Raw genomic sequence first — 4400 nt, forward strand, 5'->3', positions numbered from 1 at the left:
TCGTGGGGCGGTCGAGTTCCTTGGCGAAAAACACACTCGCCGCCTTGAGGATCTCGTTGGCGCGCCTCAACTCGGCGACCTCGCGACGCAGCCGCGCGTTTTCCTCGGCAACGTCGCTGGACACCCCGGGCCGCTGGCCCGCGTCGACCTCGCGGCGGCGATGCCACACCCGCAACGTCTCCGCGCTCATGCCCAGCAGGCCAGCGACATGTCGAACGGCGGTCATCAGGTTCGGATGATCCGGCTTTGCCTCATCGAGCATCCGCAGCGCACGCTCACGCATCTCGGGCGAGTACTTCTGATTCATCGTGTTCCATCCTTGCTTGAAGAACGGAACGAAAACCAGGCCGATTCAGTCGCGGTAACGCGACGCCATCCTTGGGTTGATCGCGAACACCTCGTAGCCGGCCGCGACCAGCGACGCGACCCAGGCTCCCCGGTCGGTTTCGATCCCGACGACCACCGGCGGCCAGGCGGCTGGATCACCGTCTGGTTCGCCCAGGTGATGGGCGATCAGCTCGTGCAGTTGCGTGATCCCTGCCAGTCCTTCCGGCAGGCGTTTGCGGGCCAGGACCTTGCCGTCCTCGTCGATGATCTCGACGTCGTGGTGGTCCTCGGCCCAGTCGTCCCCGACGAACAACATGGTGTGTCTCCCCGTTCTCGACTATCCGCTCCGACAGCAGCAGTGAGGGAACTCCCAGCGATCTCATGGCCACAGTGCTCACCCAAACCCGCGGGGGCACGACATCCCAGTAGCGGTCACTGTCCCCTCACGATGGGCGGGCACACGGTCTGCCGCCAGGCCTTCCATGGCCAGATGAGAAACGCGAGTGCTGACCCGCCCATCGCTACCGGAACCAAGCCTGACACTCGACCGACAGGCCCGGTAGAACCCATGAGTTGAGGACGTTCTGATCGCGGGTAGCCCGCCCGTTCCGCTCTAGCCTCTGCGGACGAGGATGAACCCGTCCCATCCCTTTACGCCGACAGTTTGGAGCACAGTGGCGGTCAGGTCGGGATTAGCGGCGATGGCATCGACGACAGCACGGACGCCTCGAACCGAGCCATCTTGCGATGCATACCCCTACACGGTACACCTATTCGAACCACGATCCGGCAGGGTCTATTCCCGGGGCGGGTCGGTCAGCCTCCAAGACATGCGGTGCCTGCGTCGGCGGCGGGGCCGGACGCCGGGCCCGCCGCCCCCGTCGAAGCAGAACGCCCTCCGACCCATCGGGTCGGAGGGCGTACTCGTGCCTGAGCGGTCAGGCCAATGGCTCCAGGGTGCCGAGCACCTCGTTGAAGGCCTCGGTGCTGGACGGGTGGGTCCAGATCCCGTCGCGCAGGTCGGAGACCTTGGCGCCCAGCCGGATGGCCAGGGCGACCATGTTGACCAGCTCCTGGGAGTCGATGGAGAAGATCGTCGCGCCGAGGATCTCTTGGCTGTCGGCGTCGACGAACAGCTTGAACAGGCCGTGGGTCTCGCCGACGATCTTCGGCCGGGGCATGGCGGCGATCTTCGCCACCTCCTTCTTCGCCATCAGGACGTTGCGGCCGGACTTGCGGGCCTGGGTCTCGTCCATGCCCACCATCGACAGCGGCGGGGTGATGAAGGTGGTGTTCGGCACCGCCACGCGGTCGCTGCGGCGGCGCGTGCCCTGGCCCATCACCGCGTCCCACACGATGCGGTTGTCGTCCAGCGAGACGTAGGTGAACTGCGGGCCGCCGTTGACGTCGCCCACCGCGTACACACCGGGGACGCTGGTCTGCAGCTGGTCGTCCACGACGACGAAGCCCCGCTCGTCCACCTCGATGCCGGCGGCCTCCAGGCCCAGCTCGCCGGTGACCGGCACGCGTCCGGCGGCCACCAGCACGGCCTCGGCCGCGAAATCGCCCTTGGTGGTGTGCACCACGGCGTGTGTGCCGTCGTCGTCCAGCGACGTGGGCCGGACGCCCTGCTCGATGGTGACGCCCATGTCGAGCAGGGTCTGCCTCACGGCCTCGGCCACGTCCCGGTCGACGCGGGGAAGGAGCTCCTCGCCGCGGTCGAGGATGGTGACCTTGGAACCGAAGTGGGTGAACATGCTAGCGAACTCCAGCCCAATGAAGCCGCCGCCCACGATCACCAGCCGTTCGGGCAGCGGGTCGATGTGCTGGATGGTGGTCGAGTCGAACACCCGCGGTGAGTCGAAGCCGGGCAGGTCGACGCGGCGCGAGGTCGCACCGGTGCCGATCACCACGGTCTCGCCGGTGAGCTCCACCTGGCCCTCGGCGGTGTCGACGACGACCGTCCGCGGGCCGGTGAACCGGGCGGTGCCGTCCACCAGGGTGACGCCCGGCTTCTCCAGCATCTGGTGGTTCGCGGCGTTGAGCGTGCCGATCAGCGCGTCGCGGCCGGCGACGGCGGTGCGGAAGAACTCCTGCGGGTCGTCGGAGTCGCGACGCTCCTCGGCCGAGACGACGAGGTCCTTGGTCGGCACGCAGCCGATGTTGATGCAGGTGCCGCCGTACATCTCGGGCGAGCGCTCCACCAGCGCCACGGTCTTGCCGGCGGCCGCGAAGCGCCCCGCCAGGGTCTTGCCTGCCTTGCCCCAGCCGATCACCAGCAGGTCAACGTCCATCATAATTCTCCTTCGCGTAGGCACGCTCTCGCTCGCAACGCTCGCAATCCACGAGGTGCGGGATTTGCCGGTGGGCATCCTTCCAGCGGCGCCGCTGAGATGGAAAGCCAACTGCTGACATCGCTCTGCTGGTCGGAGCCACGGCAGGTTCAACCGGTCGTCGCAACACCGGCTTCTTCCAAAGATCGTAGTTGCTCTTCGAAGACCGAGCAATAGTCAAGACCTGTGGATCGGCGTGTCATGCGGCTTGAGCGTCACCTCCTGATTCGTGGGTGGAGGTCTGCTCGTCGTGGCCGTCTGGTCGTTCGACGAGGATGCCGTTCTTGAACGTTGCGCCGGCGCGGACGAGGGCGACGAGGTGGGGCGCGTTCACGGCGCGCCACCTCGTCTGGGTGGACTCGATGAGCTTGAAGGCCATCGCGATTCCGGCGGCTCGGGAGCCGGGTCCCTTCGTGACGCGCTGGCGCAGCCGGACGGTCGCGAACGTGGACTCGATCGGGTTGGTCGTGCGTAGGTGAACCCAGTGCTCGGCGGGGTAGTTGTAGAACTCCAGGAGGACGTCGAGGTCGTCGGCGATCTTCGCGGCGGCCTTGGGCCACTTGGTGCCGTAGTCAGCGACGAACGCCTCCGCAGCACGCTCGGCGTGGTCGCGGTTCTCGGCGTTCCAGATCTCGGCCAGCGCGGCCTTCGCGCCCGGCTGCGCGGACTTCGGCAAGGCGTTGAGGACGTTGGCGATCTTGTGGAACCAGCACCGCTGCTCGCGGGTCTGGGGCCAGACCTCGCGCAGCGCGGCCCAGAACCCGAGCGCCCCGTCGCCGACCGCGAGGACCGGAGCCCGCATCCCGCGGCGCTTGCAGCTGCGGAGCAGGTCGAGCCAGGACTCGGTGGACTCTCGGTGCCCGTCGTCGAGCGCGACCAGCTCCTTCGTGCCGTCAGCACGGACACCGACGATAACCAGCAGACACACCTTGTCCTGCTCCAGGCGGACCTTGAGGTGGATCCCGTCGACCCAGCAGTAGACGAAGTCGGTGCCGGCCAGGGACCGCTGGTTGAACGCCCTGGCTTCGTCTTGCCAGTCCCTTGGCCAGCCGTGTGATCACCGACGCCGACAGGCCGTGGCTGGTGCCGAGGAACTGCTCCAGTGCGGGGGTGAAGTCGCTGCTGGACAGGCCGTGCAGGTACAGCAGCGGCAGCACCTGCGCAACCCGCGGCGCCTTGACCGGGATCGCGCCCGCCGCGGTGGTCACCTCCCGCGGCTCGTGGAAGCCGTTGCGGACCACCAGGCGACGACCCGCCTCGTCGAGCTCGTCGGTGAACTGCTCGACGTAGGCCGCGACCTCGGCCTGCAACGCCGCCGCCAGCATCTGCCGAGCGCCGTCGCCGACGATCTCATCGAGCAGCGACCCACCGGCTGCATGGTTGGACGCCTCGACGTCTTGGACTACCTTCAACATGAGCGCACCTTCCCGAACCAGCGCGCCAACGCCGGTCCTGATCAGAGTTCTGTGACTACAAGATCTTCCTCGGGAAGGTGCGCTCCGTCGCGCTCACCCGCCGAGGGCCAGCCACAGGTTCTGATCATTGCTCGTCGGCGAACAGGGTGTCCAGTCGGTCCTTCTGCTTGTCGTTGAGCAGGTCGGCGCCGGTGGACAGGGTCCGGCGGGCGGCATAGAGCGGGTCGCCCTTGCGGCCGCGGTGCCCACAGATGGCCTGCTGAACTCGCCGTCGGCACTCATCGAGCGCCTCGCCAGCGAGGCGCGTGACGTGGAAGGGATCTAG

General features: G+C 67.5%; 2 protein-coding genes and 3 pseudogenes. All 5 read right to left on the reverse strand.

What is annotated here, in order from left to right; translation table 11 throughout:
• A partial coding sequence (locus G510_RS0112985) for a transposase (protein ID WP_029153961.1) occupies positions 1-307 on the reverse strand: 307 nt, incomplete at its 3' end.
• Positions 308-355: 48 nt separating this feature from the next.
• Positions 356-643, reverse strand: a pseudogene (locus G510_RS16955) (IS110 family transposase); the annotation flags it as partial.
• A 622-nt stretch (positions 644-1265) separates the two neighbouring features.
• On the reverse strand, positions 1266-2621 hold the full coding sequence (locus G510_RS0112995) for an FAD-dependent oxidoreductase (RefSeq protein ID WP_036323418.1): 1356 nt from the start codon (positions 2619-2621) through the stop codon (positions 1266-1268).
• Between the two features lie 238 nt (positions 2622-2859).
• Positions 2860-4075, reverse strand: a pseudogene (locus G510_RS16960) (IS256 family transposase).
• A 130-nt stretch (positions 4076-4205) separates the two neighbouring features.
• Positions 4206-4400 (reverse strand): annotated as a pseudogene (locus G510_RS0113005) (transposase); the annotation flags it as partial.

It is taken from the genome of Microbacterium gubbeenense DSM 15944, from assembly GCF_000422745.1.
Classification (GTDB): domain Bacteria; phylum Actinomycetota; class Actinomycetes; order Actinomycetales; family Microbacteriaceae; genus Microbacterium; species Microbacterium gubbeenense.